Annotated in this window: 25 protein-coding genes and 1 riboswitch; of the genes, 13 read left to right on the plus strand and 12 right to left on the minus strand. The window is 58.8% G+C overall.

The features are described from left to right. The first annotated feature begins 12 nt into the window (after positions 1–12). The 5 genes from gor to ACR0L9_RS15885 all read left to right on the plus strand — a co-directional run bounded on the left by gor (position 13) and on the right by ACR0L9_RS15885 (position 5,298). Complete coding sequence (gor, locus tag ACR0L9_RS15865) at positions 13–1,371, plus strand: glutathione-disulfide reductase (RefSeq protein WP_170393558.1); 1,359 nt, start codon at positions 13–15, stop codon at positions 1,369–1,371. Positions 1,372–1,443: 72 nt separating this feature from the next. Beyond that, a complete protein-coding gene (gene hflK / locus ACR0L9_RS15870) occupies positions 1,444–2,586 on the plus strand; it encodes an FtsH protease activity modulator HflK (protein ID WP_170393723.1) in 1,143 nt (380 codons plus the stop codon). Then, entirely contained in the window at positions 2,586–3,482 is an 897-nt protein-coding gene (gene hflC, locus ACR0L9_RS15875; RefSeq protein WP_170393556.1) for a protease modulator HflC, read from the plus strand. Before hflK ends, hflC begins: the two co-directional genes overlap by 1 nt. Then, positions 3,482–3,676, plus strand: coding sequence for a DUF2065 domain-containing protein (locus ACR0L9_RS15880; RefSeq protein WP_170393554.1), 195 nt, complete (start codon positions 3,482–3,484; stop codon positions 3,674–3,676). The genes hflC and ACR0L9_RS15880 overlap by 1 nt, the downstream gene beginning before the upstream one ends. A gap of 179 nt (positions 3,677–3,855) precedes the next feature. Continuing rightward, positions 3,856–5,298 carry a Do family serine endopeptidase gene (locus ACR0L9_RS15885; protein WP_480503421.1) on the plus strand — a complete coding sequence of 481 codons (1,443 nt, stop codon included), beginning with the start codon at positions 3,856–3,858 and terminating at the stop codon, positions 5,296–5,298. A 229-nt stretch (positions 5,299–5,527) separates the two neighbouring features. Here the strand turns inward: ACR0L9_RS15885 and ACR0L9_RS15890 are convergent, their stop codons facing one another. The 5 genes from ACR0L9_RS15890 to ACR0L9_RS15910 form a co-directional block, all read right to left on the minus strand. Next, complete coding sequence (locus ACR0L9_RS15890) at positions 5,528–6,196, minus strand: Crp/Fnr family transcriptional regulator (protein ID WP_170393550.1); 669 nt, start codon at positions 6,194–6,196, stop codon at positions 5,528–5,530. Between the two features lie 109 nt (positions 6,197–6,305). Then, the gene (locus ACR0L9_RS15895; RefSeq protein ID WP_480896069.1) at positions 6,306–6,911 is read right to left on the minus strand and encodes an inner membrane-spanning protein YciB; all 606 of its coding nucleotides are present in this window, start codon (positions 6,909–6,911) and stop codon (positions 6,306–6,308) included. A 16-nt stretch (positions 6,912–6,927) separates the two neighbouring features. Beyond that, the gene (locus ACR0L9_RS15900; RefSeq protein WP_480896070.1) at positions 6,928–7,830 is read right to left on the minus strand and encodes an EamA family transporter; all 903 of its coding nucleotides are present in this window, start codon (positions 7,828–7,830) and stop codon (positions 6,928–6,930) included. Positions 7,831–7,918: 88 nt separating this feature from the next. After that, positions 7,919–9,058 carry a signal recognition particle-docking protein FtsY gene (gene ftsY, locus ACR0L9_RS15905; protein WP_170404941.1) on the minus strand — a complete coding sequence of 380 codons (1,140 nt, stop codon included), beginning with the start codon at positions 9,056–9,058 and terminating at the stop codon, positions 7,919–7,921. A 58-nt stretch (positions 9,059–9,116) separates the two neighbouring features. Beyond that, positions 9,117–9,755 (minus strand): lysoplasmalogenase family protein, encoded by a 639-nt coding sequence (locus ACR0L9_RS15910; RefSeq protein WP_480896072.1) that lies wholly within the window; start codon positions 9,753–9,755, stop codon positions 9,117–9,119. 141 nt (positions 9,756–9,896) lie between these two features. On the opposite strand from ACR0L9_RS15910, the gene ACR0L9_RS15915 reads away from it, so the two are divergent. Further along, on the plus strand, positions 9,897–10,292 hold the full coding sequence (locus tag ACR0L9_RS15915) for a hypothetical protein (protein WP_480753698.1): 396 nt from the start codon (positions 9,897–9,899) through the stop codon (positions 10,290–10,292). Here ACR0L9_RS15915 and ACR0L9_RS15920 read toward each other — a convergent pair. Continuing rightward, complete coding sequence (locus ACR0L9_RS15920; protein WP_480896073.1) at positions 10,268–10,930, minus strand: glutathione S-transferase family protein; 663 nt, start codon at positions 10,928–10,930, stop codon at positions 10,268–10,270. The two genes, ACR0L9_RS15915 and ACR0L9_RS15920, sit on opposite strands and share 25 nt — an antisense overlap. A 3-nt stretch (positions 10,931–10,933) precedes the next feature. After that, positions 10,934–12,418: an exodeoxyribonuclease VII large subunit gene (gene xseA / locus ACR0L9_RS15925; RefSeq protein WP_480896074.1), complete on the minus strand. Its 1,485-nt coding sequence runs from the start codon at positions 12,416–12,418 to the stop codon at positions 10,934–10,936. A 74-nt stretch (positions 12,419–12,492) separates the two neighbouring features. Here xseA and purD point away from each other — a divergent pair, with 74 nt between their 5' ends. Continuing rightward, complete coding sequence (gene purD, locus ACR0L9_RS15930) at positions 12,493–13,755, plus strand: phosphoribosylamine--glycine ligase (RefSeq protein ID WP_480896076.1); 1,263 nt, start codon at positions 12,493–12,495, stop codon at positions 13,753–13,755. Between the two features lie 94 nt (positions 13,756–13,849). Here the strand turns inward: purD and ACR0L9_RS15935 are convergent, their stop codons facing one another. The 4 genes from ACR0L9_RS15935 to ACR0L9_RS15950 all read right to left on the minus strand — a co-directional run bounded on the left by ACR0L9_RS15935 (position 13,850) and on the right by ACR0L9_RS15950 (position 16,784). Beyond that, positions 13,850–14,548 carry an FG-GAP repeat domain-containing protein gene (locus ACR0L9_RS15935; protein WP_480896078.1) on the minus strand — a complete coding sequence of 233 codons (699 nt, stop codon included), beginning with the start codon at positions 14,546–14,548 and terminating at the stop codon, positions 13,850–13,852. A 92-nt stretch (positions 14,549–14,640) separates the two neighbouring features. Further along, positions 14,641–14,964, minus strand: coding sequence for a 2Fe-2S iron-sulfur cluster-binding protein (locus ACR0L9_RS15940; RefSeq protein WP_170393530.1), 324 nt, complete (start codon positions 14,962–14,964; stop codon positions 14,641–14,643). A gap of 183 nt (positions 14,965–15,147) precedes the next feature. Continuing rightward, a complete protein-coding gene (locus tag ACR0L9_RS15945) occupies positions 15,148–15,981 on the minus strand; it encodes a TPM domain-containing protein (RefSeq protein WP_480896079.1) in 834 nt (277 codons plus the stop codon). A 113-nt stretch (positions 15,982–16,094) separates the two neighbouring features. Next, positions 16,095–16,784 carry a glutathione S-transferase N-terminal domain-containing protein gene (locus ACR0L9_RS15950; RefSeq protein WP_170421069.1) on the minus strand — a complete coding sequence of 230 codons (690 nt, stop codon included), beginning with the start codon at positions 16,782–16,784 and terminating at the stop codon, positions 16,095–16,097. A gap of 130 nt (positions 16,785–16,914) precedes the next feature. Continuing rightward, positions 16,915–16,992: riboswitch (SAM riboswitch) on the plus strand. Between the two features lie 62 nt (positions 16,993–17,054). Here ACR0L9_RS15950 and metZ point away from each other — a divergent pair. The 5 genes from metZ (at position 17,055) to ACR0L9_RS15975 (ending at position 23,653) form a co-directional block, all read left to right on the plus strand. After that, positions 17,055–18,245, plus strand: coding sequence for an O-succinylhomoserine sulfhydrylase (metZ, locus tag ACR0L9_RS15955; protein WP_480561763.1), 1,191 nt, complete (start codon positions 17,055–17,057; stop codon positions 18,243–18,245). A gap of 181 nt (positions 18,246–18,426) precedes the next feature. Continuing rightward, entirely contained in the window at positions 18,427–19,530 is a 1,104-nt protein-coding gene (folE2, locus tag ACR0L9_RS15960) for a GTP cyclohydrolase FolE2 (protein WP_480896081.1), read from the plus strand. Between the two features lie 281 nt (positions 19,531–19,811). Then, entirely contained in the window at positions 19,812–20,579 is a 768-nt protein-coding gene (locus ACR0L9_RS15965; RefSeq protein WP_170610128.1) for a hypothetical protein, read from the plus strand. A 51-nt stretch (positions 20,580–20,630) separates the two neighbouring features. Next, a complete protein-coding gene (locus tag ACR0L9_RS15970; protein ID WP_480896082.1) occupies positions 20,631–22,079 on the plus strand; it encodes a TrkH family potassium uptake protein in 1,449 nt (482 codons plus the stop codon). Then, positions 22,079–23,653, plus strand: coding sequence for a thiamine pyrophosphate-binding protein (locus ACR0L9_RS15975; RefSeq protein ID WP_170510601.1), 1,575 nt, complete (start codon positions 22,079–22,081; stop codon positions 23,651–23,653). Before ACR0L9_RS15970 ends, ACR0L9_RS15975 begins: the two co-directional genes overlap by 1 nt. A gap of 56 nt (positions 23,654–23,709) precedes the next feature. Here the strand turns inward: ACR0L9_RS15975 and ACR0L9_RS15980 are convergent, their stop codons facing one another. Next, positions 23,710–25,449: a serine protease gene (locus ACR0L9_RS15980; RefSeq protein WP_480866789.1), complete on the minus strand. Its 1,740-nt coding sequence runs from the start codon at positions 25,447–25,449 to the stop codon at positions 23,710–23,712. Positions 25,450–25,654: 205 nt separating this feature from the next. Here ACR0L9_RS15980 and ACR0L9_RS15985 point away from each other — a divergent pair, with 205 nt between their 5' ends. After that, positions 25,655–26,584, plus strand: a complete 930-nt coding sequence (locus tag ACR0L9_RS15985; protein WP_170404985.1) for a glycine--tRNA ligase subunit alpha — start codon at positions 25,655–25,657, stop codon at positions 26,582–26,584. The last annotated feature ends 2 nt before the right edge of the window (positions 26,585–26,586 follow it).

Raw genomic sequence — 26,586 nt, forward strand, 5'->3', positions numbered from 1 at the left:
AGGAACTCGTACATGAGCTTTGACTATGATCTGTTCGTCATCGGAGGCGGCTCGGGCGGAGTTCGCGCGGCACGGGTGGCGGCGGGTGAAAACGGCGCCAAGGTGGCTCTGGCGGAAGAGGATCGTTACGGCGGAACCTGCGTGATCCGTGGCTGTGTACCCAAGAAGCTGATGGTTTTCGCTAGCGAGTTCGCGGATACGGTCGGGGACGCGCAGGCTTATGGCTGGGACATGCAGCCGGGTGCGTTCAACTGGAACACTTTCAAAGTTAAGCTGCACGCAGAGCTCGATCGGTTGGAAGGTATCTACCGCAATATCCTGAAGAACAATGGTGTCGAGAGTTTCGACCAGCGCGCCCATGTCGTTGATCCGCATACGGTGGAACTGGCTGATGGTACCCGCAAGACAGCCAAGCATATTCTTGTCGCAACCGGCGGTCGTCCGGTTGTACCCGAGTTCCCCGGATCTGATCTTGCGATCACCTCGAATGAGATTTTCCACCTGGAGGAACTGCCCGAATCCATGCTGATCGTTGGCGGTGGATATATCGCCTGTGAATTTGCCGGGATCATGAATGGGATGGGGGTCAAAACGACTCAGTTCTATCGCGGGGCGCAGATTCTGCGGGGCTTTGATGATGAGGCGCGCGGGCTGATCAGTGAAGAGATGTGCCAGAACGGCATCGATCTGCATCTGGGCACCAACGTGCTTGAGATGAAAAAGCAAGGCGACAAAATCTGGGTGAAGGCCACAAATGGCTCCGAGCAGCTGTTCGACGTTGTGATGTATGCCACGGGTCGCGCGCCGAATGCGGATGATCTGGGGCTTGAGGCTTTGGGCGTCGCGCGCGGTCGCAAGGGTGAGATCATCGTGGATGAGTACAGCCAGACAGGCGTTCCCTCGATATTTGCCATTGGTGATGTAACCGATCGGGTGAACCTGACCCCTGTGGCGATCCGCGAAGGCATGGCCTTTGTCGAAACCGTCTTCAAAGGCAACCCAACGCCCGTTGATCACGAACTGATCCCGACCGCGATCTTTACCCAGCCGGAAATGGGTACTGTGGGCCTCAGCGAGGAAGCGGCTGCGGAACAGGAACCGATTGAGGTTTATGCGACCTCATTCAAGCCCATGCAGAAGGCGTTTGCCGGAGGCACACAGCGCGTGCTGATGAAGCTGATCGTGTCGCAAGAGACGCGGAAAATCCTCGGCTGTCACATCGTTGCGCCAGGCGCGGGTGAGATGATCCAACTTGCCGGAATTGCCGTAAAGATGGGTGCCACCAAAGAAGATTTTGACCGTACGGTTGCAGTTCATCCGGTGATGGCCGAAGAACTGGTGACAATGCGGCAACCTGTGCGCACGGCTTGATTTGCAAGCGCGCGCACACACGTTACAAGGGAACCCGTGATCACACGGTCCAACACAAGGGAAAAGATACATATGGCGGGCAACAGCGGCGGCCCCTGGGGGGGCGGAGGCTCATCCGGAGGCGGAGGAAATCGGGGTAACAACGGGGATGGGCGCAAGCCCCCCGAAGGTGACGGCCCGCAGATCCCCGAGATCGATGAGCTGATGAAAAAGGGCCAGGAACAGCTACGCGTCCTGATGGGCGGTCGTGGCGGCGGTGGCCGTGGTACAAATGGTTCGGGCGGCGGCGGTGGACCCGCGTTTACTAAGGGAACCGTTGCGATCGGTCTGCTCGTCGCGGCTGGTCTTTGGGGTTTGGCGAGCTTCTATACCGTCAAACCGGAAGAACAATCCGTCGAACTGTTTCTGGGCGAATTCTCGGCTGTGGGAAATCCGGGCCTGAATTTTGCCCCGTGGCCGTTTGTAACCGCCGAGGTCATTCCGGTGACCCGCGAACAGAACGAAGACATGGGCGGTGCCCGTGGCAGCGACGATGGTCTGATGCTGACCGGCGACGAGAATGTGGTCGATATCGACTATCAGGTTGTCTGGAACATCAATGACCCGGCGAAATTCCTGTTCAACCTGCGTGATCCGCGCCAGACAATCCGCGCCGTGTCTGAATCGGCGATGCGTGAGATTATTGCGCAGAGCGAACTTGCGCCGATCCTGAACCGGGATCGCGGTATCATTGCTGATCGCCTGCAGGAGCTGATCCAAGAGACAATGGACAGCTACGATTCGGGTGTGAACATCGTTCGTGTGAACTTTGACAAGGCTGACCCACCGCAGGACGTGATTGCCGCGTTCCGCGACGTTCAGGCCGCCGCGCAGGAGCGTGACAGGTTGCAGAACGTCGCTGACGCCTATGCCAACCGCGTTCTCGCTGAGGCGCGTGGTGAAGCCGCGCAGGTACTGGAAGAGGCTGAAGCTTATCGTGCCCAGCAGATCAACGGTGCACAGGGTGAAGCCAGCCGCTTTAGCGCGGTTTTGGAGGAATATTCCAAAGCACCTGATGTGACCCGCAAACGTCTGTATCTGGAACGCATGGAGCAGGTGCTGGGTGATGTGGACAAGATCATTCTGGATGAAAACTCGACAGGATCGGGGCAGGGCGTTGTGCCTTATCTGCCGCTCAACGAGTTGCGCCGTAACCCTGCAGGGGAGAGCAACTGATGCGTAAGACAACGTTTATTCTGCCGATCATCTTTCTTGCGATAGTCGGTGTTCTGTCCTCGATCTTCATCGTGGACGAGCGTGAGCGCGCTCTGGTTCTGCAATTTGGTCGCGTTGTTGCGGTTAAGGAAGATCCGGGGCTGGCATTCAAAATCCCGCTGATTCAGGAAGTGGTACGGTATGACGACCGTATCCTGTCGATTGACGTTCAGCCGCTGGAAGTGACGCCTCTGGACGATCGTCGTCTGGTGGTCGATGCCTTCGCACGCTACCGGATTTCTGATCTGGAACAGTTCCGTCAGGCCGTTGGTGTCGGCGGTATCCCGGTTGCCGAGGATCGTCTGGACCGCATTCTGCGCGCCGAAACCCGCGAAGTACTGGGTTCGGTTTCGTCCCGTGACATCCTCAGCTCGGATCGTGCCGCACTGATGCTGCGTATCCGCAACAGCGCGATTGCACAGGCACGTGCGCTGGGCGTGAACGTAATCGACGTGCGTCTGAAGGCGACCGATCTGCCGCAGGCCAACCTTGAGGCGACGTTTGACCGGATGAAGGCAGAACGTGAACGTGAAGCGACCGACGAACGCGCCCGCGGTAACGAAGCCGCGCAGCGTGTGCGCGCGCAGGCCGACCGGACCGTGGTTGAACTGGTTTCCGACGCCAACCGTGAGGCCGAGATCATTCGCGGTGAGGCCGATGCCGAACGCAACGCGATCTTCGCCGAAGCCTATGGTGCCGATCCGGAGTTCTTTGAATTCTACCGTTCGCTGACCGCCTATGAGAATGCCCTGCAAGGCAGCAACAGCTCGTTGATCCTGAGCCCGGACTCGGAGTTCTTCAACTACCTTGCTTCTCCGACCGGGCGTCGGGCACCGGCAGCTGCGGCCGCTGAGTGATGGGCATGATCCTTCTGGCCTTCGGGCTGGTACTGATTGTCGAGGGGCTGGCCTATGCGCTGGCCCCTTCGCTTATAGAACGCATGCTTGAGGCGCTGCGCGCGTTGCCGGAACAGGCGCGGCGGCTGGTCGGGCTGCTTTGTGTGGTCAGTGGGCTGGTGCTGCTGTGGGGCGCATATCAGGTCGGTTTTTGATGCGATGGTTTCACGCACCGGTGATTTCCCCGCGATCCCGAGTTGCGGGCCGGGACAAACTGACTACATTGGTTGCAAAGAAGGGCATCCGGGTGATGCCAACAGAGAATTAGTCAACAAGGAGACCCCAAGTGCAGGCTAAGGCGCGCAGTGTGTCCGTCCGACGGGACGATTTTGTTATGAAGATGCGGCTGATGTGGCTGACCTTAGTGGGGGTGCTGCTGGTTTTGGCTCAATCGGTGTCCGCGCAGGCGCGGGGTGATAGCCTGGCGCCGCTGGCTGAACAGATTAGCCCTGCGGTGGTCAATATCACCACGTCGACGCTGATCGAAGGCCAGACTGGCCCGCAAGGGATCGTGCCTGAGGGCTCACCATTCGAAGACTTTTTCCGAGAGTTTCAGGATCGCAATGGCGGGGACAATGAAAATCGTCCACGTCGCAGCAATGCGCTGGGCTCGGGCTTCGTGATCTCGGAAGACGGCTATATCGTCACCAACAATCACGTGATTGCCGAAGCCGATGAGATATTGGTCGAGTTTTTTCCCGGTGATGGCCAGCCCGCGAAAGATTTGGTTGCCAAGGTAATCGGCCGGGACGAAAAGACCGACATCGCGCTGCTGAAAGTCGAGGCGGAAGGGCCGCTGAAATACGTGCAGTTCGGTGACAGCGACATTGCCCGCGTGGGCGATTGGGTGATCGCGATGGGGAACCCGCTGGGGCAGGGCTTTTCGGTGTCAGCAGGGATTATCTCGGCCCGGAATCGGGCGCTGAGCGGGTCATATGATGACTACATCCAGACAGATGCTGCGATCAACCGGGGCAACTCGGGTGGGCCGCTGTTCAACATGAATGGCGAGGTGATCGGCGTAAATACGGCGATCCTGTCGCCCAATGGCGGCTCGATCGGGATTGGTTTCTCGATGGCTTCGAACGTGGTGATCAAGGTCGTTGATCAACTGCGTGAGTTCGGGGAGACCCGTCGTGGTTGGCTGGGCGTGCGCATTCAGGACGTGACCGAGGATATGGCCGAGGCGATGGGGCTGGACAAACCCGGAGGTGCGTTGATCAGCGATGTACCGGACGGCCCGGCAAAAGAAGCGGGCCTGCTGGCCGGAGACGTGATCATCAGCTTTGATGGTGTCGAGGTCGAGGATACACGCGGTCTTGTGCGGCAGGTGGGAGAGACCACCGTTGGCAAATCTGTGCGTGTGGTCGTGCACCGTGATGGAGGCACCCAGACCGTGCTGGTGACGCTGGGCCGCCGCGAAGACGCCGAACGTGCCGAGAACGGCGAAGAGCCGGAAGCCGAAACGCCGACTGAGGAAGACAAGGATATTCTTGGCCTGACCATCGCTCCGCTGGGGGATAGCCAGCGCGAGGAATTGGGTCTGGATGCCGATGCCGAAGGATTGTTGGTGACCAATGTTGATGAATCCTCGGAAGCCTTTGAAAAGGGTCTGCGCGCCGGTGATCTTATCACTGAGGCGGGGCAGCAGAAGGTGACTTCGATCACTGATCTGGAGACGCGGATGGATGAGGCGCGTGAAGCAGGACGCAAATCTCTGTTGCTGCTGGTGCGGCGGGGCGGGGAACCCCGGTTCGTAGCGCTGAGCCTAGAATAATAAACTCAGCGAACAGATCCGAAATTAGAAGGTCGGGATATTTTCCCGGCCTTTTTCATACTTCGTTAAGAAAAAAGCCATATGCCGGGGAAGGCATATGGCTCTGTACAGGGAGAGGTCGGTGGACAGATATCGGGGATGATAAAACCGACCTCCTACGGTAACGGGATTGACCTTAGGGCAATCTTAAAGCTGCGTATGTGAAGCGGATCACATCTGTGCCGAAAATTTAGATTAAATCGGATTCGGCCAGTTGCCGCAGCGCGTCAAAGTCGTGGATCTGCAGCCCGCCGCGCGAAGCTTCGACGACATTGTCGCGTTTCCATGTCGAAATGGTCTTTGACACTGCCTCACGCGTCGCACCGACAAATTCGGCCAATTCGCTTTGCGAAAGCGTGATACGTGCCGTTGGGCTGTCCTGTTGTCCTGCCAGGTGCAAAAGCTTGCGCGCCAGTCGGATCGGCATCGGCAGGAATACCTGCTCGTTCAATTGAGCGCCCATATAACGCATGCGAAGACCGGCCAAGCGGATCAGATCCACCGCAAGGTCAGGATGTTCCCGGATCTGCGCCATCATGTCTTTCTGGCGAACGCGCAGGACTTTGGAGGGCTCAGCTGCTGTTACGGTTGCGGTGCGGGGACCGCTATCGAACAACGCGATTTCCCCGAACACCTCACCTGGGCGCATCATGCTGAGAGACAGCTTGCGCCCGCTCGACGCAAGAAATGACACTTCGAGCGCACCGGAAAGAATGGCATAGAGCGCATCGCCTTCATCGTCCTGCTCGAACAGGACATCGCCCCGATCTAATGTGACTTCGGTGGCCTGGGCTGCCAACATGGTGCGCAGCTCTTCAGAGGCTTCGGACAGGAATCCACTGTTGGGAAATGCCATCATTCGGGCGCTGATCTCCGAGGTTGAGTGGTGCGGGTGGTGACCCAACTTTTCACAGCTTCAAGCTTAAGCCAAGAAATTTTGTTAGCTTGTTACGCTTGGGCAAGAACAGTTATTGCTTGTCGGGATCATCCATATAGCTTTGCAGCAGGTGGAACTGCATCATCAGAAACGCCATCAAGGCAATGGGAAAGCCGAAGGTTTCGATCTTGACCCATAGGTCCGTTGACATCGTGCGCCAGACCAATTCATTGGCTGCGGCCAGTACAGCGAAACAGGCACACAGACGCCGGGTGAGGATCATCCAGCCCTCGTGCTGCATGGGTAGCATCTCGTCCAGAACATATGCCAGGTAGGATTTCCCCTGCAAAAGCCCGATCCCGAGGATGGCGGAAAAGAAGCCATAGACCAGCGTTGTTTTCATCTTGAAAAACCGCTCATCATTGAACCACGCGGTGAGGCCGCCGAAGAAAATCACCATGAATGCGGTGAAAATCTGCATACGGCTGAGTTTGCCCGTCAGGTACCAGAGGATGCCCATGGCAGCCAGCATCAGCGGCACGAACAGGATGGTGGCGACGATGAACCCAGAATACTCGGTGCCGCCGATCACGAAATTGTCATCACGCAGGCGCAGGTAGATGAAGAAGAAGGCCAGTGGGGGGCCAAGTTCCAGTACCTGTTTGAGGAATGGGTTGATGTCTTTTTTCTCTGCCATGATTCCAACCTGCTGCTTACCCGCCCATTTCAACTATTACTGCGCCGAGTGCAATCAATGCCATCAACGCAATGCGTCTGGGGCCGACAGTTTCTTTCAGCACCAGCCAGCCGATGAGTGCTGCGAAAACGGTGGAGGTTTCACGCAGGACCGCCGCCTCTCCGACCTTGTCCAGTCGCGTGGCGAGCATGATGGCACCGAAGGACATCGGCGCGATGATGCCGCCCGCGAACCCGCGAAGCATCAGAGGTCCGAACGCAGGGCGGTGGATCATTGCGCGGTATCTGAGCGCAGCATAGATCGGCATCGCGGCCCCGTCGATCATGAAGAACCACGCAAGGAAGGTGAACGGGTCGGCCGTAGCGCGGATACCGTAGGCATCATAGGTCGTATAGAGCGCCACGAAGAGGCCCGTGACGACCGCCAGCACAAGCGCGATTTGCAGCGTATCTCGATTAGTCTCAAGGTAGCGCAGGTTATAGGCGGCAAGGCCGAAGATACCCGCAAGAAGCGTCGCGACTCCAAGCCATTGGATGGCCGAGAAGGTTTCACCGAACAAAAGATAGGCTCCGATCACGGTGAAGAGCGGGCCAGTACCGCGCACGACCGGATAGACAACGGTATAGGAGCCTTTGGTGTAGGCCATCGCCTGCAGCACTTTATAGCCGATATGGATCAGCCAGACGACGCCAAAGATCGGCCACATGTAAGGTTCGGGCCATGGCACGATGAAGAAGGCGAATGGCATCGCCATAAGGCAGTAGCAGGCATCGATCGCCCCGCGCGACATCCACGGGTCGTGGCGGCCTTTTTGCAGTGCACCGAAAACCGCATGCAGGAAGGCCGCCATCAGCGCGAGCGCGAGGGCGAGTTGGTGGCCTGCTTCGGTGCCTTCGAGGGAGATCAGCCAGTCGCTCAAATCGGGGCTTTCGCTTGGGCGGAGAGAGTGGGGGGCTGTCTGCCCCCCACGCCCCCCGAAGGTATTTTCGGCCAGATGAAGGGGCGGATCAGGATTGTAAGCCCGTCAGGGCGGCGGCGAATTCTTCGGGATCAAACGGGGCGAGGTCGTCGATTTGCTCACCGACACCAATGGCGTGGATCGGAAGGCCGAACTTGTCGGCGAGGGCGACCAGCACGCCGCCTTTGGCTGTGCCGTCCAGTTTGGTCATCACGAGGCCCGAGACATCGGCCAGTTTGCGGAAGGTTTCGACCTGACTGAGGGCGTTTTGCCCGGTGGTGGCGTCCAGCACCAGCAGAGTGTTGTGCGGTGCGGTGTCGTCAACCTTGCGGATGACGCGGACGATTTTGGCCAGCTCTTCCATCAGGTCGGCGCGGTTTTGCAGGCGGCCTGCGGTGTCGATCATCAGAAGGTCAGCACCTTCGTTCTGGGCCTTGGTCAGTGCATCGAAGGCGAGCGAGGCAGGGTCGGACCCTTCGGGTGCCGTCAGTACGGGCACGCCTGCGCGGTCACCCCAGACCTGCAGCTGTTCGACGGCGGCGGCGCGGAATGTGTCTCCGGCGGCGATGACGACTTTCTTGCCGGCGGCTTTGAACTGGCTGGCTAGCTTACCGATTGTCGTAGTTTTGCCCGAACCGTTGACGCCAACAACCAGCACCACTTGCGGGCGTTTGGGGTAGATCGGCATTGGTTTGGCCACGGGTTCCATCACGCGGGCAACCTCCTGCGCCAGCAGCTGTTTGATTTCCTGGGTCGAGAGTTTGCGGCCAAAGCGGCCCTCGGCCATGTTGGACGTAACGCGCAAGGCGGTGTCGACGCCCATATCCGAGGCGATCAGAAGCTCTTCGAGTTGCTCCAGCATGTCGTCATCCAGCGTGCGGCGGACAACGGTCTTGGATTCATTTCGGCCGAACAGGCGACCCATCAAACCCTTGGATTCTGGAACCTCTGGGGGTGGAGGCGCCGGTGTGGGATCAGCCGGGATCGGAGCGGGAGGCTCGACCGGTTGGGGCGCGGGCGTGGGTTCCGGCACTTCGGGAACCGGTTGCGGTTCGGGCTCAGGTTCGGGGATCACCGGATCAGGATTTGGGGTTTCCTCGCCGCCATCCTCGACGATTGCATCCAGCCCCTCTTCGAGGCGCGATGAGGATTTGAACAGCTTGTCCTTGAGCTTTGAGAAAAACGCCATTTTTGATCTCCGCAGGTGTTCCCCTCACCTAATGTGGAATGAAGGCAGTTGCAAAGGGTCAGGTGAAGGCGATCAGAAACCCGGCTTGGGCCGCCCAGTAAAGCGGCCAGACCAGATAGGGCGTAAGCTTCAGGGCCGGGTGATTGTCAGGTAACAGGAACTTTTCAGTCGCAAGCGCCAGGTCCGAGGCGATGAAGGCCATTGCGGCGGGAAGGGCCCAGCGTAAGGCTCCAGTTTCGGGAAGGGCAAGAACGGTGATGCCCATGCCCAGGATGATTGGAATATAGGCGAGGACGGGGATCTTGAGGTCTCCGGCGCGGGGGGCGAGCAGCGTGGCCATAACGATGCCCAGGATGATCAGGGACCAGAAGATCGCGGGGTGGTCGAAGATCAGTTCAGGGTTGCTGCTGGGGCTCGTCAAAAACAAGGCGATATAGGCCAAATGCCCCGCAGCAAATGCACCGATGCCTGCCATGAATGTGCTGTCGGTTTCGCGTGACAAAAGGGCATCGCCTATCGCGCAGAAGGTAAGGGCGAGGATCAGGAGCCATGGCGCGCTTGCCAGTATGGCGACGCCTGCCAGCAGCACGACCGATGCTGTTTTCAGCATGCTACGCAGGGTGCCGGCCGGGCGCGCGGTAAGTGGCAGGTAGGCCAGCGCGCAGGCCGCCGCAATCCAGAAAAGAAGTGTCGTCATGGTGCGTCCCCGATGTTTTTGAGTCAATCATCGCCATGATCTCGGCGGTGCATCAAGGCGTGACGTGGAGTTATCTTGCCGATCGTCGCAATGTGGAAAGGTTGAATGGCACTTGTGGGCTGCTTCTGACACAGTGTGGCCATGATCCGAACTTGCTTGATTCTACTGACCCTTGCCTCACAGCCCGTTGCGGCGCAGTCGCCTCTGACAGGGCCTGAGTTTGATGCGTATACGCGTGGAAAAACCTTGTATTACGGGTTCGACGGGCAGGCCTACGGAGTCGAACGGTATCTGCCAGACCGCCGAGTCATCTGGTCATTTCTGGATGGCAATTGCATGAACGGAGTCTGGTACGAGCAGGAAGATCAGATCTGTTTCATCTATGAGGATCAACTGGCGCCGCAATGCTGGGTTTTCTGGCAATCCGGGGGCGGATTGATCGCGCAATTCGAGGGCGATCCGACAGCGACCGAGTTGTACGAGGCCGAGGATATTGGCGAAGAGATGTTGTGCTACGGACCGGATGTCGGGGTCTGAAATGGTCGCAGGTCTTCATAGTCCAGCATGACGTGATGTTGAAACGCGGGCCTTTCGGTTAGCCGTTCATAGTATCGACGCAAATGCGGTAACGGTGCGCGGACGATGTCGATATCGTAGTAGCGGTAAAGAACGTGGCCGAACTGTATATCCGCCAGTGTAAAATGCTCACCCGCAAGGAACGTGTTTTGGTCCAGCTCCTTGTCTGCGATTGCCAGTTTGATTTCCAAATCGCTGACAGCCCGACGGATCGCTGTTTGATCCTGCTGTTCAACGGGTGTTCGCACAATTTGCCAGAACACCGGAACGGTAAACGCCATCGCCACGTTGAGTTTCGCCCATTCGGCCCATTTGTCGATCGTGGCGCGCCGGGTAGGATCTGAAGGCCAGAATGCCTGATCGCCATATTGGGTGGCCAGATATCGCAGGATGGCGCCGGTTTCCCAAAGCGGTGGGTTGTCGCCATCTTGCAGGACGGGGATGGATTTGTTTGGGTTCAGTGCCCGAAACGCTGCAGAGTCCAGCTCGCCGAAGCGATGGCCAAGATCGTGACGCTGGTATTCTAGGCCAAGCTCACCCACGCACCACATTAGGGCCTGAACGTTTGAGGATGTTTTACGGCCCCAGATCGTCAACATCGGTCAGAACAACGATCCCTGATCAGGAGGTGCCTGTTTGGATTTCTTGGGTGGCGCCTTGCCCGCAGCCCCGGTGCTGAGGCGACCGTCAGCGAATTCGATCTCAAGAACAGCGTGACCGGAGGCTTGAGCTTTGGTTGTGATGACCTCTCCTTCGGCGCGCACCACGGCGTAGCCACGCCCAAGCGTCGCTTTGTAGCTCAGCGTTTCGCGCAGGCGGTCGGTGGCCTCCATCTGCTGGCGCAGGCGGTCCAGCCGGGTGGATTGTGCGGCATTCAAACGCTCGTACAGGCGATTCAGAGCGTCGCGGCGTGTTTCCAGCTCGCGCTGGATCGGGCGCAGTGACAGGCGTGAGGACAGGTTGCGCCAGCGATCGCGGCGGGTTTCGACAAAGCTGCGCAGGGTCGAGGGGCGCAGGCGGGCCGCACTGTCCAGCAGTTTGACGCGGCGGTTCTGAACACCCCGGATCAGCGCGTTGGGCAGGCGTTCCGAGATTTGGTCGAGCCTTTGGCGCGGGCTTTCCAGCAGTGTATCGGGGCGGGGCAGGGCTCGGGACAGGTCGCGCAGACGCTGGCTGCGGCGTTGCACGGCATCCGTGGAGGCGCGCGACAGGCGGGCCCCTTGTTCGTTGGTCCAAGCCAGCAGTTCCATGCGGACCGGTACGGCAAGTTCGGCAGCGGCGGTTGGCGTAGGCGCGCGGCGGTCCGAGACATAGTCGATCAGGGTGGTGTCCGTCTCGTGCCCGACGGCCGAGATCAGCGGGATTTCTGAGGCTGCAGTCGCGCGCGCGACGCTTTCTTCGTTGAAGCCCCAGAGGTCTTCTATGGACCCACCGCCGCGCGCGACGATAATCAGGTCGGGTCGCGGGAGGGCCCCGCCCGGTGTGAGTTGATTGAAGCCTTCGATGGCGCGGGTCACTTCGGGGGCACAGTTTGCCCCCTGAACCGCGACGGGCCAGATCAGTACTTTGCGCGGGAACCGATCACGCAGCCGATGCAAGATGTCTCGGATCACCGCACCGGAGGGCGAAGTGACAACGCCGATGATCTGCGGCAAGTAGGGCAGGGGTTTCTTGCGTTCAGCCGCAAACAAGCCTTCGGATTCGAGCTGCTTTTTGCGCTTTTCCAGCAATGCCATCAGCGCGCCTTGCCCGGCGACGGCGACTTCATCGACATTCAGGTTGTATTTCGACTGGGCCCCAAAAGCTGTCAGGCGCCCGGTGACGACAACCTCGAGGCCTTCTTCGGGAACAACTGAAAGACCAGAAATCTGCCCTTTCCAAGTTGTGCAGGCCAGCACGTTCCGGTCGTCCTTTATGTCGTAATACAGATGACCCGAACGGGCCTTGAACACGCGGCCCACTTCTCCACGCACACGGATTCGGCCAAAGGTGCCCTCGAGCGTGCGCTTCACCTCGCCTGAGATGTCCGAGACAGTGTATTCGGGGGTGTTCTGACCCGGAATCGGGTCATCTAGCAGGTCGGACATTTCAGCGCCTTGTGTCAAATCTCTGCGCAGCTTAGAACGCCGCGCAGGCAAGGCCAAGCAGATCGGAGCGTTTCATGAATATCCTCATTCTCGGCAGCGGTGGACGCGAGCACAGTCTGGCTTGGGCGGTGATGCAAAACCCCAAATGTGATCGCCTGATTGTGGCGCCGGGGAATGCCGGGATCGCCCAGATCGCAGAGTGCGCGGCGGTGGACATTGAGAATGGCGGTGCTGTGGTCAACTTTGCCGAGGAAAACGCGATTGATTTCGTGATCGTTGGCCCCGAAGCGCCTTTGGCCGCAGGGGTCGCTGACCGGCTGCGCGAAGCGGGTGTGCTGGTTTTCGGGCCCTCGGCAGAAGCGGCGCGGTTGGAGGCCTCAAAAAGTTTCACCAAGGAAATCTGTGACGCATCCGGCGCGCCGACGGCGGCTTATGCCCGGTTCGCCGAGGCTGAGCCCGCCAAGGAATACATCCGTGCGCAGGGTACCCCGATCGTGGTCAAGGCCGATGGGCTGGCTGCCGGGAAGGGCGTGATCGTTGCGATGGACGAGCAAACCGCCCTGGACGCGATTGACGATATGTTCGGCGGAGCCTTTGGTGGCGCGGGGGCCGAAGTGGTGATCGAGGAGTTCATGGAGGGCGAGGAGGCGTCTCTGTTCGTGCTCTGTGACGGAGAGGATATCCTGTCGATCGGCACAGCGCAGGATCACAAGCGCGTCGGCGAGGGCGATACCGGGCTGAACACAGGGGGTATGGGCGCCTATTCTCCGGCCCCGGTGCTGAGCGCCGAGATCGAGGCCCTTGCGATGGATCAGATCGTGCGCCCGACGGTGGCCGAGATGAAGCGGCGCGGGACACCGTTTCAGGGTGTGCTCTACGCCGGTTTGATGATCAAGGATGGTCAGCCCAGGTTGGTGGAGTACAACGTGCGGTTCGGAGATCCCGAATGTCAGGTACTGATGATGCGCCTTGGCGCTCAGGCCATGGACCTGATGCACGCGGCGGCCGAGGGTCGCTTGGCTGAGACGCGGGTGAACTGGGCCGACGATCACGCCATCACGGTCGTGATGGCGGCAAAGGGGTATCCTGGTTCTTATGAAAAAGGCACTGTGATCAACGGCCTGGGCGATCTGGTCGAGGATAGTAGCAACATGGTATTCCACGCGGGGACAAAAGCGGCTGATGGAAAGGTTCAGGCTTCGGGCGGACGCGTTCTGAATGTGACTGCGCGTGGGGAAACGCTGAAAGACGCACGCGACCGGGCGTATGACATGGTTGAAGGTGTTGATTGGCCTGAAGGGTTCTTCCGTCGCGACATCGGCTGGCGCGCGCTTTAACTCAGTAGTCGGGCTGCGCCCGTCTTGAATATTTGTGAGCGAGGGGCCAGCCCCTCGCGCTCCCCAAGAGATTTATGGCCAGATGAAGGGCGGATCAGCACTTTAGTGCGTTGGACAGATCTGTGAGACTGTTGAGTGGTCCGTGGTCTTTTTGTCGCCAGCCCTTGCTGTACGAGACGCCTATGATCCGCGACCAGTCGGCGCTGGCGAGGATCAGCTCTGGGTGCGTTTCGCATTGGCGCAGGCCGCCTGAAATGAAATCTTCTCCGATCCTGTGATTGGTAAGGCCAGGGATTGTGGCGATTTCAATGAGTTCACCGTCTTTGTAACGCCAGATGCGCAGAGTTTTGGCAAGGTGTGGGCGGTCGACATAGGCGATCTCCACATGTCCATCACCGTCCAGATCGGCGGCACCGATGGGGGCGAGCCAGCGGTTGCGCGTGCCGATATAGGGGGTGGCGGCGATTTTTTGACCATTGACGTCATAGATCGCCAGTTGAGCACCCGTATGCTGCTGGGTCTCTACAACGATGACTTCGGGCAACCCGTCCTGATCGATATCGGCCAGGCGTGGGGCAAGATCTTCGAATACGCGGTCTTCAGGCAGACGTATTGTAACGGTCGAGCGTTTGGAGCTATCGACTTTTCGCCGCACCGCCGAGGAAAGACTTGTACCGACGCCGATTTCCAAAGCACCGTATTCGATGGCGTCGCCAAGCACCCCATGGGCGTAGCGTGTTGTTGGTTCCGTGAAGCGAGCAGATACTTTGGTTTCGCCGCTGGCTGCGGGCATATTCCCCGTTAGCCAAATGCAAACCATCAGAACAGCGCCGCGCGCCCGATGGTGCCAAAGGCGGTTGGGCTGGCGCGGCGCATCAGAGTGCATCAGATCTGCTTTTCGGGCATCTGCACAACCAGACCATCAAGCGCGTCGGTGACCTTGATCTGGCAGGTCAGGCGCGAGCGGGCCGGGTCGGGTTCATAGGCGAAGTCAAGCATGTCTTCTTCCATGTCGTCCTTGGCGGGGATTCTCTCGACCCAGTCAGGATGAATATAGACGTGGCAGGTCGAGCAGGCGCAGGCGCCGCCGCAATCGGCCTCGATGCCGGGAATGTTGTTGTCACGGGCCCCTTCCATGACTGTCAGTCCGTTGGCGACCTCGACTGTATGTTCGGTACCGCCATGCTCGACATAGGTGATCTTTGCCATTGCGTGCGTCTTCCTTTTGCGATGTTCGAGAGCTTTCTTAGTGAAGGGAATTAGGTGATTCCAGTGGCAATTGCGACTCTGGATGCCGTGTTTGGAGTTTTGCGGCTTTGGTAAGGCTAAGTTTGCGTGCCTGGCGACGCGATTGCAGGGAAACACTGAGAAAACGAATTTGCCTGATGAGTGCTACCAGCGCCCGGACGCGCCCCCGCCACCAGATCGACCGCCGCCGAAACCGCCCCCGCCAGAGCTTTGGGAAACCTGAGGGATATAGTAGCTGGTTTCTTCAGCGTAATCGCATTTTAAGCATTCGATCCGGCGAATACCCGAACCGGCCCTCGTTGTACTTGCGGAGAGCGTGATGCGTCGCCTCTGGCGCAGACTGCGGTTCCCACATTTTGGGCAGGTTCGAAGTCGTACCAGACCATCACTTATGAAATTGCGGCCTTTGAGCATCATAATCATCATGGCAAAGAGGCCAAATATCCAGAGACCTAGATCATCATTTGTTTTCTTGGCGGGCGCGGCCTCGCCAGTGCGAAAAGGCTGTATGATCTGATCTATGATAGCCGTAGTGCCGGCCTTGATCCCGATTGCATAATTGTTTGCTTTGAAGGCCGGGAGGAATTGCGTGTCAACAATGCGTTCCGCGGCGTGATCCCAGTCGCGCCCATAGGCGGCGCCAAGCTCGACTCGCATAGCCCGGTCATCCCGTAAGACCATCACAAGCACACCATCGTTTCGAGAAGCGTCGCCGATCCCCCAGTGGTCAAAAAGCCCGGTGGCAAACTGTTCGAGCGTCAGACCGTCGGCATAGTCGCCTTGAGTGCGCAGTGTCAGGATGGTCATTTCGACCCCTGTCTCGCGTTTGAGCCCATCTAGTTGCTCAGCAAGTGCCTCCTCGTCCAACGGGCTGAGCAAATTGGCAAAGTCGTTGACGGTCGTGCTTTGATAGTCGGGATAAGTTTGCCCAAATGCAGTATTGGCCCAAATCATTAATAAGACGAAAACAATTCTCATGGCTACCCGCGTGTTTTTCGGAAGCGTATCACCGAGCGACACAATAGCAACCGGGATATGGCCCGACCCTGGAAGGTTGTGTGTCAAATGCCGATGATGGTTTTCGGTAACGATTACCGCCTGAACAATACCCCCTGCGACTGCCGGTCCCGATGATCCCCGCGCAGTTCTGCATGTAAGGCTCGGCCTGCCTGCACGCTGGGTCGGGCGCTCATCATGTCCAGCCAACGGGTGAAATGCGGTTTGTCCTCAAGCACCTGTTGCTGGCCTTCCCATAGGCTGGCCCAGCCCCAGATCGACATGTCGGCGATGGAGTAGAAATCGCCGGCGACGTATTCGTTTTCGGCCAGCCTGCGGTCGAGCACGCCGTAGAGACGCCCGACCTCACTGCGATAGCGGTCTTTCGGATAGGGATGGTCTTGTGGCGGGTCCAGATGTGGGGCGTATTTAAGGAAGTGATGCGCTTGGCCGGCCATCGGGCCTACGCCGCCCATTTGCCACATCAGCCATTCCTCGACTGCGATCCTGTCACGTTCGGTATTGCCGTAGAACCGCCCGGTCTTGCGGGCGAGGTACATCAGGATCGCGCCGCTTTCGAAGACCGAAACAGGCGCGCCGTCAGGGCCGTCCGGGTCGACGATGGCGGGCATACGGTTGTTAGGCGAGATCTTTAGAAACTCGGGATCGAACTGGTCGCCCTTGCCGATGTTGATCAGGTGGGTTTTGTAGGGCAGCTCCATCTCTTCCAGAGCGATGGACACTTTCCAGCCGTTGGGCGTGGGCCAGAAATAGAGTTCAATCATGGGGCCTCCTTGAGTTTGTGTGATCATGAAGCTTTCTGCACAAACGGCAAGAGCGCGCCCGGCCGTGTTACGAAAGCGTGACCGGTGATCAGTCGGGCTTGACGTGTTCCGGGGCGGGGCGTAAACGCATCTTCATTCATGTGGCGATTTGTTACCGGATTGCGGGCCACGTTAAACAACACCGCTAAAAGGTCAGGATGAAAGACCCCTTTCGCTTGGCCGCGTCTGGGGTTTTTTGTTTGCCTCCAATGCGGGGCTGAAAGGAATGAGATGAGCGAGAGCTGGAACAAACGCACCCAAGCCGTCCATGGCGGCATCCGTCGCAGTCAGTACAATGAGGTTTCTGAGTCGATCTTTCTGACGCAGGGGTTTGTCTACGATAACGCCGAGCAGGCCGAGGCCCGGTTTATCGAAAGCGGCCCGGATGAGTTCATCTATGCCCGTTATGGCAACCCCACCGTGTCGATGTTCGAGCAGCGTATCGCAGCTTTGGAAGGCGGCGAGGATGCGTTTGCCACCGCTTCAGGTATGGCCGCTGTGAACGGTGCGCTGACTTCGATGCTGCAGGCGGGCGACCATGTGGTTTCAGCCAAGGCGCTTTTTGGGTCCTGTCTGTATATCCTCGAAAACATCCTGACGCGTTATGGCGTTGAGGTGACCTTTGTAGACGGCACCGATCTGGACGCGTGGGAGGCCGCGATCCGGCCTGACACCAAGGCAGTGTTTTTTGAATCCATGTCGAACCCGACGCTTGAAGTGATCGACATCACGTCCGTGTCTAAGCTGGCCCATGCGGTGGGTGCGGTTGTAATCGTGGACAACGTGTTCTCGACACCCGTGTTCTCGCGCGCGATCGAACAGGGAGCCGACGTGGTGGTCTATTCGGCGACCAAGCATATTGACGGGCAGGGCCGGGCGCTGGGCGGCGTGATCATCGGCACCAAGGAATTCATCCGTGGCACGGTCGAGCCTTACATGAAGCACACCGGCGGTGCGCTTAGCCCGTTCAGCGCTTGGATCATGGTCAAAGGTCTTGAAACTATGGCCCTGCGTGTGAATGCGCAAGCTGACAGCGCACAGAAGATTGCAGAAGCTTTGGAAGGGCATTCGGCGCTGGAGCGGACGCTGTATCCCGGGCTGAGAACCCATGCGCAAAACGCGTTGGTGCAAGAGCAGCTGGGCGGCAAGGGCGGTACGGTTCTATCGCTGGACATCAAGGGCGGCAAAGCGGCGGCGTTTGCTTTCCTGAATGCGCTGACGATCCCTGTGATCTCGAATAATTTAGGCGATGCCAAGTCGATCGCAACCCACCCGGCCACCACAACGCACCAGCGTCTGAGCGACGAACAACGCGATGAGTTGGGTATCACGCCGGGCCTGATCCGCCTTTCGGTGGGGCTGGAAGATGCCGATGATCTGCTCGCGGATATCGAACGCGCTTTGGCCGCCTCGCAGAGCTAGGACAGCGCCTATGACCCATGATCAGGCGGGTGTGATCCGCCTGATCGGGCGCTTTTGGTTGAAAAGTGACGGTTTTTTCCATCTAATTTCGATCCGGGATGATATTTGGCGCGTATCGTTCCGGACTGGTAATTAAACCTCGGTGGTATATAACCGTCGGCCTAGCAAGGGATCCGTGCCAATGAACATTCATCCGCGCGACATCAACGAGACACCCGATCACGATCAGGTCGCAGCAGCGCTCAAGGTGCTGCGCGAATGGGCGAAATCAGCCTCGGCGGCCGAGATCAGTCAACTGGACCCGGCCATTGCGCAGCTTGTCCCGGGGCTGTTGCCGTCAAACTATCCAGCCCTGTCGCGCGAATATCCCCAAGGGTTCGAGGCGGATGCAGCCTACAAGGCCACATTGCCGGATCTGCAAAACGGTCCGTCCAGCCTGATCCGGGGTTCGATGCAGCAGATCCAGCATGTCGGCATCTCGAATTTCCGTCTGCCGATCCGGTTCCATCGCAAAAGTGGTGCCGAGCTGACACTTGAGACCTCGGTCACCGGGTCTGTCAGCCTTGAGGCCGAGAAGAAGGGCATCAACATGTCTCGGATCATGCGGTCCTTCTACAAGCACGCCGAGCGCACCTTTAGTTTTGAGGTGATGGAGGCAGCGCTGAACGACTATCTGACTGATCTGGATAGTTTGGATGCGCGCATACAGATGCGGTTTTCCTATCCCGATCGGATTGAGAGCCTGCGTTCGGGCTTGTCCGGATACCAGTATTACGACATCGCGCTGGAACTGGTTGATCAAGGCGGAGAACGTCTGAAGATTATGCATCTGGACTATGTCTATTCGTCCACATGCCCCTGTTCATTGGAACTGAGCGAACACGCGCGCGCAACCCGCGGGCAGTTGGCGACGCCGCATTCCCAGCGCTCGGTGGCGCGGATTTCGGTGGTTATCGATTGCAACGCCGATTGCCTGTGGTTCGAAGATCTGATCGCGCTGTGCCGCCGCGCGGTTCCAACCGAAACTCAGGTGATGGTCAAGCGCGAAGATGAACAGGCCTTTGCCGAACTGAACGCGGCCAATCCCATATTCGTGGAAGATGCCGCGCGTCTGTTCTGCGCCGAGCTGCAGGCCGATCATCATGTCGGCGATTTCCGTGTGATCGCCAGCCATCAGGAAAGCCTGCACAGCCATGATGCGGTCTCGATTCTGACCGAAGGTCCAACCTTCGAATCCGCGAGCCTGGACCCGCGTTTGTTCACGACGCTGTTTCATGTGGGCTGATTGACCCTGCGGAAGCTGCTGGAAAAACAGTCAAAAATCCTGCATGGGCGCTTTTTTGCCGCATTGCAGCAAGAAATGCTGCATCTGCACCTTGAATTGCGCTAGATTGTCCCCGAGTGCAGCTGCTGCGCATCCGTAAAAACCGGGACGCGCAGCCCGAAAGGAAACCGGGACGTGCAACGCCTTGGACCGCCAACCTGCAAATCCGCCCGGACGATTGGGGCGGGCGGGGTCCTTTACTCATCTACCCGCTGCCTCGGTTTTATCAGGAGAGACATGCAATGAATCCGATTACTCAACCGCTTGAGTTTCAGGCAGCGGCCATCCGGATGGCCGGTTACGCAATGGCCAGTCAGATGGAGATCATGCAGATCATGACGCGCGCGGCCTTTGATCTGCCGATGGTACCTCTGCACGGACTGAAGACAGCCGAGGCACCCGCACCGGTTGCCCGCAAAGCGGCGACCCTAGCAACGCGAAAGCCAGCAAGACCGGCTGCAAAAGCCAAGGTTGCAGCAAAGCCTAAAGCCGCGCCGAAACCCAAAGCGGCACCAAAGCCAAAGGCGGCGGCTAAGCCTGCGGCGGCACCAGCGCCGAAAACGGCGGCTCCTAAGGTTGCGGCCGCTGCACCCAAGGCGGCCCCGGACGCCAAAACGGCTGTGAAAGCAGCACCGGCGAAGGCCAACGTATCTGCGAAATCCGCCTCGAAAGCGGCCAAGCCAGTATCAACGGCGGCCAAGCCGGTTGCGGAGTTCAAATCTTCAGCACAAGCCAAGGCACAACCGGCAGCCGCAGCGCCGAAAGCATCAGCAAACACGGCAAAAGCGGCGCCCAAGGCACCTGCGGCAGCTAAGCCCGCTCCAGCCAAGCCCGCTCCGGCAAAAGCTGCGCCTCAGGCCAAAGCGGCTTCGAAACCTGCCGCTGCAAAACCTGCGACGAAGAAACCCGCAGCTGCGTCGGCTGAGCAGGCCAAACCAGCACCGCGTCGTGCACGCGCCCCGTCGAAGCCACCCGCGATGCCGGGCGTTGAGATAAAATCCGACAGTTAACACGGATCATCTGCTTGACACCGTCGGGCTGGCGCGCCAACGCTGCCCGTCATGATGGATCTTCGCCCGGTCGGATATGTGATTGGCCTGCTGGTCGCCATTCTAGGGGCGACCATGCTGCTGCCCATGCTTGTCGACATGATCGAGGGGCGGGGCGAGTGGCATGTTTTCTTTGAAAGCGCGGTCATCACACTGCTGACCGGCAGTGTTCTTGCGATGAGTTGTTCCAACGGGGTGGGCGAAGGTCTGACCATCCGTCAGACCTTTTTGCTGACCTCGGGTGTCTGGGTGGCGTTGCCGGTTTTTGGCGCAATTCCGTTTCTGTTCGGCGAAACTGAACTGCGTTTCGTCGATGCCTATTTCGAGGCGATGTCGGGGCTGACCACCACAGGTTCAACCGTGATCTCGGGGCTCGACGAATTGCCACAGGGCTTGTTGCTCTGGCGGGGCGTTTTGCAATGGTTGGGGGGCATCGGAATCATCGTCGTGGCGATGGTGTTCCTACCCGAGCTGCGCGTTGGTGGGATGCAGATCTTCCGCTCGGAAGGGTTTGAAACCATGGGGAAAATTCTGCCCCGCGCGCAAGAGATCGCCGGGCAGATTTCCTTGATCTACGTATTTCTGACGGTGGTCTGCGCATTGGTCTATGCCGGTTTCGGCATGAGCTTTTTTGACGCCGTCGTACATGCCATGACCACAATCGCGACGGGCGGGTTTTCAAACTATGACAGTTCTTTCGCCCGGTTTTCGGGACCTCTGGAATATGCCGCTGCCATCTTCATGATCCTCGCGGCGCTGCCATTTGTGCGGTATGTGCAATTGGCCAATGGTCACACAAGCTCGTTGTGGAAAGACAGCCAGATTCGGGCGTTTCTGGCAACCATCGTGGTTCTGGTTGTGATCATGTCGATCTTCCTGACTTCGGTCTTTCCGCACCATTGGGAGCGGGCATTCCGCGAGTCGCTGTTCAACATCACATCGATCATTTCGGGCACCGGGTACGCGAGTGTCGACTATATGGGCTGGGGCAGTTTCCCGGTCATGTTGTTCTTCCTGATCGGATTGATTGGCGGTTGCGCGGGGTCCACCGCGTGTTCGATCAAGGTGTTCCGCTATCAATTGCTGTTTGCGTCGATTAAAACCCAGCTCAGCCGAATTCGTTCGCCGCATGGTGTGTTCGTGCCGCGCTATGATGGACGACCGATCAGTCGCGACGTGCTGACCTCGGTCATGAGTTTCTTCATGTTCTTTGCACTATCGATGGGGGTTCTGTCGTGGGCGCTGGCCCTGACTGGGTTGGACTTTATCACCTCGGTATCGGGGGCCGCGACGGCACTGGCTAATGTGGGGCCGGGACTGGGGGAACAGATCGGGCCAGCAGGCAACTTTGCGGGGCTGAATGACGGTGCCAAGTGGCTGCTGACGATTGGGATGCTGGTCGGACGCCTTGAACTGCTGGCTGTCTACGCAATCTTTACCGTTCAATTCTGGAGAGGCTAATGAAACGACCCCTTGGGGCGCAAATCTCGCACATGCTTAAGGATCGTGGCGTTGACGTGATCTTTGGCATACCGGGCGTGCATAATCAGGAAATGTATCGCGGTATCGAAGAGGCCGGGATCACGCATGTTCTGGCCCGGCACGAGCAGGGGGCCGGTTTCATGGCCGATGGATATGCCCGCGCGTCTGGCAAGCCGGGGGTGGCCTATGTGATCACCGGACCGGGCCTGTGCAACATCATGACGCCGATGGGGCAGGCTTATTCGGATTCGGTGCCGATGCTGGTGTTGTCTTCTTGCCTCGAAGAGACACAAGCACTGCGTGGCCAATTGCATCAGATGAAGGATCAACGCGCTGCGGCCGAGACAGTTACAGACTGGTCCTGTCAGGCGAACGATGCCAAGGCTGCCTATGGTCTGATCGAGCGCGCCTTCGAAGAGTTTGAGCTGTCGCGCCCGCGACCGAAACACATTCAGGTACCCATCGCGCAATTGGAGGCCGAGGCAGCGCCTGCACCTTTTCCAAACCAAACTGCCTTGCGCAACCAGACTGTTCCACCGGATGTGGCACCGGTTCTGTCGCTGCTGAATATCGCGCAGCGGCCTTTGTTCATATTAGGCGGCGGGTGCCGGTCTAACCTTTGGCGACAGATCCTGACCCAGTTGGGGGCGGCGTGCTTCACGACGTATGCCGGTCGCGGGCTGGCCGGGTCCGATTATCCGCTGGATTTCGGATCGATGCTGCCACGACCGGGCAGCGCCAAAGTAATTGCCTCGGCTGATCTTGTCGTTGTTGTCGGTGCTGAACTGGGCGAGGTTGATCTGTGGCGCCATGATCTGGGCCACAACGCAACTATGGTGCGTGTTGATCTGGACCCGCAAGTGCTGTCAGACCACCATCGTGCGGCTGTCAAACTGCAGGCAGATGGTGAGAGTTTTGCGCATGCGCTGTGGGCAGTGTCCGATCAGGTAAAACCAGCCGCTGGTTGGTCTGCGGACGAGGTGCGCGAGGCGCGCGCGCGCTGGCGGGCCGAGGTAGATGCCGAGCGCCCGGGCATTGTCCCCGTGGTCGATGCACTCAGGGCGGCCATGCCCTTGGATACGATGATTTATTCGGACATGACCCAATTCGCGTATGTCGCGAAAGAAGTCTGGGACATGGGCTTTCCTTATCATTGGCACCACCCGACTGGATTTGGCACGCTGGGGTACGCCCTGCCAGCCGGGATCGGTGGTGCAGTAGCACGGCGGGGCAAACCCACAGCGGTCATCGCGGGTGACTATGGTTTTCACTACACAATGCAAGAGCTTGGGGTTGCTGTCGAACTCGGCCTGCCGCTACCCATCATTCTGTGGGACAATGGTAAACTCAAAGAGATTGAAGAGAGCATGGTGCGCGGACAGATCGCGCCTAATGCGGTGATCGCGCGAAACCCGGATTTCTGCAAACTGGCCGAGGCGTTCGGGGCGCTGTCAGCTGCACCGAAGACGCTGGATGAGATGCAGGCCGCAGTGCGCGCCGCCTTTCAGGCCGAGGTTCCCACATTGATACGGGTCACACCGGATATCCTGTAAACCTATGAAAAAAGGCGTGCACCTTCGTGCAGCGCCTTTTCCCTGAACCTGATTGTTCAGTCCCAGCAGTGCACCAGAACGGTCATTCCGTTGGCTCTGCGGCTCAGTTCGTTGGGTGAAATCTGGGCTGAGCCTTGCGCGGGCTGACCTGAGATGCCCGCCTTGGTCAGAACCTCGGTCAGACGTGCCACATTCGCCGCAAGGCTGACCGAGTCGGGCAGGGTACGCCCATCGGAAGGGGCAGGTAGCAACATGCCAACAACGCTGCCGCTATCGTCAAAAACAGGTCCTCCCGCGTCGCCGGGCTGGGCGGACAGTGCAAGGCGTTTGACGCCATCTTCTCCATTCAGGCCGCGGATATCAGCGATTTCGCCAAAGGTCAGAGTAGGGGCACCCAACGCGCCTTCGTAAGAAAAGCCCGAAACAGCGACCTGAGACTGAATACGCGGAACGCCCGCGCGGAACTCGGCAACACTGATCGGGGCAAGGGTCTGGCTAGGACGCAGCACAGCGACACCAAGGTCGGCATCCTGCCAAGCCAGCTGAACCTCTTGGTCACCGTCCAGCGTGATGCGGGTGCAGCTTTCAGCGGCCTCGGTGACCGTCAGAACCGTACCATCAGCGTCGGCGAAGAAGCCCGATCGCGATAGCCGCGGTTTGCGGATTTGCAGTCCTGACATCAAATCGATGCGCTGGTCAGCATCCGCTCCGGCACCGGCATCTAGTACGGCATCGGTCGTGGCAAAGCTTGCGCGCATCGCGGCTAGAACTCGGGCGCGGCGAGCCTCATCCCCGGCAGGCCAGACCAGCGTGAAACCTTTGATCTTGCCGTCTTTCAGAGCTGCTTGCGTGAACGAGGTCATGCCATTTCCGCGCCCTTCAATCGTGAAGCTGTTGCCGCGCAGACTGCGCTCACCGTCCAGAGGAACGATTTCAAGCGACTGCATCACTTGATAAAGCGCCCGCAGGGTTGCGGCAGAGCCTTCCTGCGAGATCAGCAGCGCCTTGGCGTCCAGATCAGAAGTGGGGTTGAAATGGGCAAAGGGTGCCTCGTAACGGTCAAAGCCCAAGACGCCCATTGGCATATCCAGTTCGATTCCGGCTTGCGGGTCGGAATAGCGTGCCATCCCGACGCTGATCAGTGGAGCGTTGTAGTCATCCATCAGGGTTTTGCGCTGCAACGTGGTCAGAACGCCAGTCGCGTCGAACCCGTTGGAACGTTGCCAATCGCCCATCGAGCGGCGGGTGCCCTGACCAAAGGCTCCGTCAATTGTTGAATTGTAGAACCCGGCTGCCTGCAACGCGGTTTGCAGGTCTCTGCGCTCTTGCGCGGTCAAAAGGCGTTCGCCCTGCAGAGCCTGCGAACGGGTTTCATCTGCGTCCTGCAGGGTAAGACCGGCCAAGGGCTGCTCTGGTTGCGGCTCGGGCTGGATCGGGGCGGTGACGACGCCGCGGTTCAGGATGTTGGCACCGATGGGCCAGAACTGTTGCCCCAGCGCGCTGGAGAAGGCGATGAAACTGTCCGATGGGATCTGACGCTCGGCCCTGTAAACGCGCAGCACCTGTTCGGCGTCGTCGCGTAAATAGGGCCCGATAACAATGGCATACCAGCCGGAATTCAGCCGAAACCCGTTCACATCGGGCAGCGCGTTCGCATAGACCTGCGCCCGTTCCTGCGCCTCGCGCAGCGATGGCTGCGCCTCGATCTGAACAAAGACGCCCGCATCTTGCTGGGCAAAAGCGGCGCGCAGGCCGAAGAGGATAAAGAATGTAATAACCGTAAATACGCGTGTCATTGTCTGCCCGTGTTCTGCAGTGTTTTCACTTTGGCGCAGATTACGCGGAATCGCGGTCCGATTGCCATGCCCGGAATACGGGGAATTCTGTGTGTGGCCGCTCAGCGACAGAGTGGCCGATTGGCCCGTTGACGCCCTTGGATGCCTTGCATAGGAAGGGCCGAACCCACCGGAACCGGGCGCTTGGGCGTCCAAGGGAATTGTCATGACCGAACCCAATAGCGCACCACGTTCATTTCAAGAGATTATCCTAAGGCTTCAGTCCTATTGGGCGTCGAAAGGTTGTGCGATCCTACAGCCCTATGACATGGAGGTCGGCGCAGGTACGTTCCATCCAGCAACCACGTTGCGGGCTTTGGGGTCCAAGGCTTGGGCAGCGGCCTACGTTCAGCCCTCGCGTCGCCCGACAGACGGACGTTATGGCGAAAACCCGAACCGGTTGCAGCATTACTATCAGTATCAGGTTCTGATCAAACCCAGCCCGCCTGATTTGCAGGAACTGTATCTGGGCAGCCTCGAGGCCATCGGCATCGACATGGATCTGCACGACATCCGCTTTGTCGAGGATGACTGGGAAAGCCCCACTCTGGGTGCGTGGGGTCTGGGATGGGAGGTCTGGTGTGACGGCATGGAAGTCAGCCAGTTCACCTATTTCCAGCAGGTCGGCGGCCATGACTGTGCGCCGGTTTCCGGTGAGCTGACCTATGGTCTGGAACGTCTGGCCATGTATGTGCTGGGCATCGACCATGTGATGGACATGCCCTTCAACGATCCTCAGTCGCCCAGCCCGCTGACCTATGGCGACATCTTCAAGCAGACCGAAGAGGAATACGCCCGCTGGAACTTCGATATTGCCAATACCGAGGTCCTGCTGCGTCATTTCGAAGAGGCTGAAACCGAATGCGCGACCATTCTGGCGCAGGAACATGACGACCCGAAGACGGGCAAGCGCATCATCATGGCGCATCCCGCATATGATCAGTGCATCAAGGCCAGCCACATCTTCAACTTGCTGGACGCCCGCGGGGTGATTTCGGTTACCGAAAGACAGGCCTATATCGGCCGCGTTCGCGCATTGGCCAAGCAATGCGCCGATGCGTTCGTGCAGACCGAGGCTGCCGGGTTCGAAGTTTGATG

It is taken from the genome of Ruegeria sp. I3 (genome assembly GCF_056532525.1).

Bases quoted from the DNA above. Each gene is read 5' to 3' on its own strand.
- ACR0L9_RS15885 (WP_480503421.1), top strand. From the start codon at position 3,856: ATGAAGATGCGGCTGATGTGGCTGACCTTAGTGGGGGTGCTGCTGGTT.
- ACR0L9_RS15915 (WP_480753698.1), top strand. From the start codon at position 9,897: ATGATCCGAACTTGCTTGATTCTACTGACCCTTGCCTCACAGCCCGTT.
- gor (WP_170393558.1), top strand. From the start codon at position 13: ATGAGCTTTGACTATGATCTGTTCGTCATCGGAGGCGGCTCGGGCGGA.
- hflK (WP_170393723.1), top strand. From the start codon at position 1,444: ATGGCGGGCAACAGCGGCGGCCCCTGGGGGGGCGGAGGCTCATCCGGA.
- ACR0L9_RS15950 (WP_170421069.1), bottom strand. From the start codon at position 16,784: ATGATTGAACTCTATTTCTGGCCCACGCCCAACGGCTGGAAAGTGTCC.
- ACR0L9_RS15935 (WP_480896078.1), bottom strand. From the start codon at position 14,548: ATGCCCGCAGCCAGCGGCGAAACCAAAGTATCTGCTCGCTTCACGGAA.
- ACR0L9_RS15970 (WP_480896082.1), top strand. From the start codon at position 20,631: ATGATGGATCTTCGCCCGGTCGGATATGTGATTGGCCTGCTGGTCGCC.
- ACR0L9_RS15975 (WP_170510601.1), top strand. From the start codon at position 22,079: ATGAAACGACCCCTTGGGGCGCAAATCTCGCACATGCTTAAGGATCGT.
- folE2 (WP_480896081.1), top strand. From the start codon at position 18,427: ATGAACATTCATCCGCGCGACATCAACGAGACACCCGATCACGATCAG.
- ACR0L9_RS15910 (WP_480896072.1), bottom strand. From the start codon at position 9,755: ATGACGACACTTCTTTTCTGGATTGCGGCGGCCTGCGCGCTGGCCTAC.
- ACR0L9_RS15965 (WP_170610128.1), top strand. From the start codon at position 19,812: ATGAATCCGATTACTCAACCGCTTGAGTTTCAGGCAGCGGCCATCCGG.
- ACR0L9_RS15940 (WP_170393530.1), bottom strand. From the start codon at position 14,964: ATGGCAAAGATCACCTATGTCGAGCATGGCGGTACCGAACATACAGTC.
- ACR0L9_RS15980 (WP_480866789.1), bottom strand. From the start codon at position 25,449: ATGACACGCGTATTTACGGTTATTACATTCTTTATCCTCTTCGGCCTG.
- metZ (WP_480561763.1), top strand. From the start codon at position 17,055: ATGAGCGAGAGCTGGAACAAACGCACCCAAGCCGTCCATGGCGGCATC.
- ACR0L9_RS15890 (WP_170393550.1), bottom strand. From the start codon at position 6,196: ATGATGGCATTTCCCAACAGTGGATTCCTGTCCGAAGCCTCTGAAGAG.
- hflC (WP_170393556.1), top strand. From the start codon at position 2,586: ATGCGTAAGACAACGTTTATTCTGCCGATCATCTTTCTTGCGATAGTC.
- ACR0L9_RS15945 (WP_480896079.1), bottom strand. From the start codon at position 15,981: ATGAGAATTGTTTTCGTCTTATTAATGATTTGGGCCAATACTGCATTT.
- ACR0L9_RS15985 (WP_170404985.1), top strand. From the start codon at position 25,655: ATGACCGAACCCAATAGCGCACCACGTTCATTTCAAGAGATTATCCTA.
- xseA (WP_480896074.1), bottom strand. From the start codon at position 12,418: ATGTCCGACCTGCTAGATGACCCGATTCCGGGTCAGAACACCCCCGAA.
- purD (WP_480896076.1), top strand. From the start codon at position 12,493: ATGAATATCCTCATTCTCGGCAGCGGTGGACGCGAGCACAGTCTGGCT.
- ftsY (WP_170404941.1), bottom strand. From the start codon at position 9,058: ATGGCGTTTTTCTCAAAGCTCAAGGACAAGCTGTTCAAATCCTCATCG.
- ACR0L9_RS15920 (WP_480896073.1), bottom strand. From the start codon at position 10,930: ATGTTGACGATCTGGGGCCGTAAAACATCCTCAAACGTTCAGGCCCTA.
- ACR0L9_RS15880 (WP_170393554.1), top strand. From the start codon at position 3,482: ATGGGCATGATCCTTCTGGCCTTCGGGCTGGTACTGATTGTCGAGGGG.
- ACR0L9_RS15895 (WP_480896069.1), bottom strand. From the start codon at position 6,911: ATGGCAGAGAAAAAAGACATCAACCCATTCCTCAAACAGGTACTGGAA.